The organism is Microvirga aerilata (assembly GCF_016743775.1).
Taxonomy (GTDB): domain Bacteria; phylum Pseudomonadota; class Alphaproteobacteria; order Rhizobiales; family Beijerinckiaceae; genus Microvirga; species Microvirga aerilata.
Window position 1 is genome coordinate 1 of the sequence record NZ_JAEQMY010000213.1, and the last position, 3,075, is coordinate 3,075.

Annotated in this window: 6 protein-coding genes and 1 pseudogene; 4 read left to right on the plus strand and 3 right to left on the minus strand. The window is 59.3% G+C overall.

Going from position 1 to position 3,075, the window contains the following annotated elements; genetic code table 11:
• A pseudogene (locus tag JKG68_RS33090) lies at positions 1 to 209 on the plus strand (IS6 family transposase); the annotation flags it as partial.
• Between the two features lie 5 nt (positions 210 to 214).
• Here JKG68_RS33090 and JKG68_RS31595 read toward each other — a convergent pair.
• Positions 215 to 403 carry a hypothetical protein gene (locus JKG68_RS31595; protein ID WP_202066310.1) on the minus strand — a complete coding sequence of 63 codons (189 nt, stop codon included), beginning with the start codon at positions 401 to 403 and terminating at the stop codon, positions 215 to 217.
• A 55-nt stretch (positions 404 to 458) separates the two neighbouring features.
• Here JKG68_RS31595 and JKG68_RS35075 point away from each other — a divergent pair, with 55 nt between their 5' ends.
• Together JKG68_RS35075 and JKG68_RS31600 are read left to right on the plus strand one after the other, a co-directional pair.
• Positions 459 to 602, plus strand: a complete 144-nt coding sequence (locus tag JKG68_RS35075) for a recombinase family protein (RefSeq protein ID WP_376773249.1) — start codon at positions 459 to 461, stop codon at positions 600 to 602.
• A 638-nt stretch (positions 603 to 1,240) separates the two neighbouring features.
• Complete coding sequence (locus JKG68_RS31600; RefSeq protein WP_202066312.1) at positions 1,241 to 1,552, plus strand: hypothetical protein; 312 nt, start codon at positions 1,241 to 1,243, stop codon at positions 1,550 to 1,552.
• 72 nt (positions 1,553 to 1,624) lie between these two features.
• On the opposite strand, the gene JKG68_RS31605 is transcribed toward JKG68_RS31600, so the two are convergent.
• The gene (locus JKG68_RS31605; RefSeq protein WP_202066314.1) at positions 1,625 to 1,804 is read right to left on the minus strand and encodes a hypothetical protein; all 180 of its coding nucleotides are present in this window, start codon (positions 1,802 to 1,804) and stop codon (positions 1,625 to 1,627) included.
• 298 nt (positions 1,805 to 2,102) lie between these two features.
• Here JKG68_RS31605 and JKG68_RS31610 point away from each other — a divergent pair, with 298 nt between their 5' ends.
• The gene (locus JKG68_RS31610; RefSeq protein ID WP_202066316.1) at positions 2,103 to 2,321 is read left to right on the plus strand and encodes a hypothetical protein; all 219 of its coding nucleotides are present in this window, start codon (positions 2,103 to 2,105) and stop codon (positions 2,319 to 2,321) included.
• Between the two features lie 171 nt (positions 2,322 to 2,492).
• On the opposite strand, the gene JKG68_RS31615 is transcribed toward JKG68_RS31610, so the two are convergent.
• A complete protein-coding gene (locus JKG68_RS31615; protein WP_202066318.1) occupies positions 2,493 to 2,714 on the minus strand; it encodes a hypothetical protein in 222 nt (73 codons plus the stop codon).
• Between the last annotated feature and the right edge of the window lie 361 nt (positions 2,715 to 3,075).

Genomic DNA, 3,075 nt, shown 5'->3' on the forward strand with positions numbered 1-3,075 from the left:
CGGAGAATTCGCATCTGCCGTTCCGCCGGCGAGAACGGGCGAGGCAGGGCTTTCGATCTGCCGGAGGGCTGCAGAGGCTCGTCAACGTGTTCTCCGCCGTCCGCAACCTTTTCGTTCCACCCCGCTCCCGCCGCTCTGCCCCTGCCACGCGTCTGCACCGCCTCAATGCCATGACGGAGTGGAAAATCGCGGCGAATGTCGCGGCTTGAAACTGTCATGCGGCCGAATTTGTCTCAATGTGCCCGAGGCTGGTTAACGTGACAACACTGGCGCGGCTGCCCGCCTCCCCCTCGTGCTCATCGCCCCCGCTCTCATGGCAGCGATCTGGCGCATGACCTTTGAGCGCCATGCACCGATCAGCAGCAAAGCTTTTCTTGAGGCTCATATCGATCTGGTGTTTCATGGGCTGCTCACCGCGGATGAGAGTGAGACTGGTCAGTGAGCGGGGCCCTCCAGCTATGCCAGTCCGGGCGAGCGGCGCTGTGTCTTTTCGGCAGATTGCGGCTGCCCTCAATGAGCGACATATCAGAATTGCACGGGGTGGAGAATGGACGACCGCTCAAATCATGCGCGTGCTGGACAGGACTGGCGCAAGGGCATGAGACCGGTCGGACCTCCATCATAGCCACGTGGCTCCACGTTACCCAATGCCGCTAGTAAGCTGACACTCACCCTTCATGTGTTTCGCGATGGCCGACATGGCGCTGCCGAGAGAGACAAAGTTGGCAGCCTCTATTCCGGCCAGCCCAGAGTTACCGTCCGCTTGGATGGTGAACAGCGACGGGGAAACCTCTGTGATGGTTCCGAGCGGGCGCCGGAGCCTGTCGCTCAACATCCAAGTGCCTGTTTTGAACTCCGCAGGCGTCACGACCACATCCACGGCAGCTGCTCCGTTAAGGCAAGATAATTCTTGCGTCATGACGTAGGCTGTCAAGCGATGTCTGGCTGGGTGCCGTGGGGCTGATAATGAGGCATGAAAAAGCCCCGTCGGGATTGGGTTGAACGGGGCTGAAGTCTACGGAGGCGGTCAAGGGGTTGCGGGCTTGCCTCCGCAATGAAGGATATGGTGTGCTTCTGTTGGCCTCCAAGTGCAGTATGCCGTTGAGGCACAACAATGTGATGGCGTTAGAGCATCGTGGGCCTACAGCACGAAAGACGAGGAATTCGGTTGCATGCCTCGACCCAAACTCTAGCTTGGTCAGTGCCGGGCCTACCCCGGTACATGATCCAGGAGGGGAACATGGGCGAGTGGAAGACGGTCTATGAGGACGAGGTTGAGGAGCGCTGGGTCACGGTCAAGGTCTACGAGAGCGAGGACGACATGGGCGGGGATGAAGGTCCGGCTGTGCGCGTGACGGCAGCGCCCATTGACAATGATGAGGGTGATCCGGAGCAGAACGGGGACGGGCAGACGCCCATTGCGGGCTTGGAAGCAGAAGACATCTCAATCACGCTTGAACCCGATCCGGTTGAGGACCTCGAGGAGGAGTTGATCGCAATCGGCTTCAGCCCAGTGGCAGCCACGTGGATTGCCAGCAAGGTTCCGGTGTGAGCCGTTCAAAGCTTCGAGCGAGGGGACCTGCCTCATCCATCATTTCTGATTGCGCCAACCAGGTCTAAGCCATCAGATGTCGACCGCCGCGTATCGGTACGGCACCCGAAATAAGCTCTGAAGGCAGCCGGCCGTCAGCCCATCCGTTCCGTTAGTCGTGATCTGCCTGCCGGAATCGCTGGAGCTGAGATCCAGACGAACGGTGATGTCATTCCGGCCCGGGAAGTTGCTGTCGTAAGTGTAGAGGTTCAACCAATCGCCAGCCCGATCATACCCCTAGACCAGCACCACATGGATCTTGAAGATGTCTCAGGGGATCCACCGCCGCGGTGACAAGGCCAATCGGACACAGTCGGCCAGCATCGATCTCCTGCATGATGGCGAAGCACTCAGGGGTCAGAACAAGGTCTGCTCCCAAACATACGCTAACGTAGTACGTAGCAAGCCGGCCAACCCACATGATGCTTGCAGGTGCCCTGGCACACCGCATCAGTGCGGCTTCAAGCTCATCATAGACATCATCTTCAGGATCTCTCTAAGGAATGGTCCGATGATCGCACCTAACCTGAGACTCAGGATCCACTGGGCAAAAGATGACAATCATCTGCCGCAGGATACCCCGCGCGTTTTGGTGGCGCTGATCGTGATCCTGGCGCTTGTAAATGTGTCGGCCACAGTGCTGATGATCGGGGACTGGGCTACCATGACCAATAGCATGGCTGAGCTTGAGCGGAACATCACGGATCATCTGACCGAAACCAGCCATTGAGCCAGTGGAGCCCGATGAAGCTTAAGGCCCTGAGCCGGAACTGACGTAAAAAGAACCCGGCACAAGGCCGGATTCCTGTCTCAGGGACGGTCATGAGCAACAACACGTCTGCTCACCAACGCTCACGCCCATGCAGCCGTTCCTGAGTTGCCACGCCTGGGGACCGGCTTCCTACAGCTGATTGCGGTTGCGGCCGCGGCTGCGTGAGAAGTACCAGATTGCTGCGGCGACGACGATGACAAGCAGGATGATCCACCAGTAATCCGCAACTCCGCCACCAGCAGCGGCGGCATCCCCGGCAGGGGGCGAGCCGGGCGTAGCAGGCGGGGTCTGGGCCCATGCAGACGAAACAGCCAGGAAGATAAAGCCCATGAGTGCCGTGAGCTTGCTCATGATTGCGTCTCCGGTTGAGGAGGCCCAGCACAGCCAGTCGGACCTATTGCTCAGCTGGCCTTACCAGTGAACGCCGCCTAGCAGGGCAGGTTCCCGTGCAGGGCGGCTTGATGCCTTGCCAGAGTGGGCATGGCCGTTTCAGGATTCTGAACCCTTTTGAACCCTCCTGCTGCGTAGCGCTCCTCCCGCAATGCAGTTCTCAAAGGGCATGCACGGGCTTGGTCTTGAATGGGAGTGCAATCGGGACAACTATTTTACCCAGAGATCCCCTGCAACGGAGAGTTCGATGCAACCGTATGAGCAAAACCAAACCGCCTATGGCACCGGCTTTGCCCGGACGGCAGCACAGGTCGACCAGGGC

What these genes read in the sequence shown, in the direction of transcription:
- JKG68_RS31595 (WP_202066310.1), bottom strand. Translation starts at nt 403, where the DNA reads ATGAAACACCAGATCGATATGAGCCTCAAGAAAAGCTTTGCTGCTGAT.
- JKG68_RS35075 (WP_376773249.1), top strand. Translation starts at nt 459, where the DNA reads ATGCCAGTCCGGGCGAGCGGCGCTGTGTCTTTTCGGCAGATTGCGGCT.
- JKG68_RS31600 (WP_202066312.1), top strand. Translation starts at nt 1,241, where the DNA reads ATGGGCGAGTGGAAGACGGTCTATGAGGACGAGGTTGAGGAGCGCTGG.
- JKG68_RS31610 (WP_202066316.1), top strand. Translation starts at nt 2,103, where the DNA reads ATGATCGCACCTAACCTGAGACTCAGGATCCACTGGGCAAAAGATGAC.
- JKG68_RS31615 (WP_202066318.1), bottom strand. Translation starts at nt 2,714, where the DNA reads ATGAGCAAGCTCACGGCACTCATGGGCTTTATCTTCCTGGCTGTTTCG.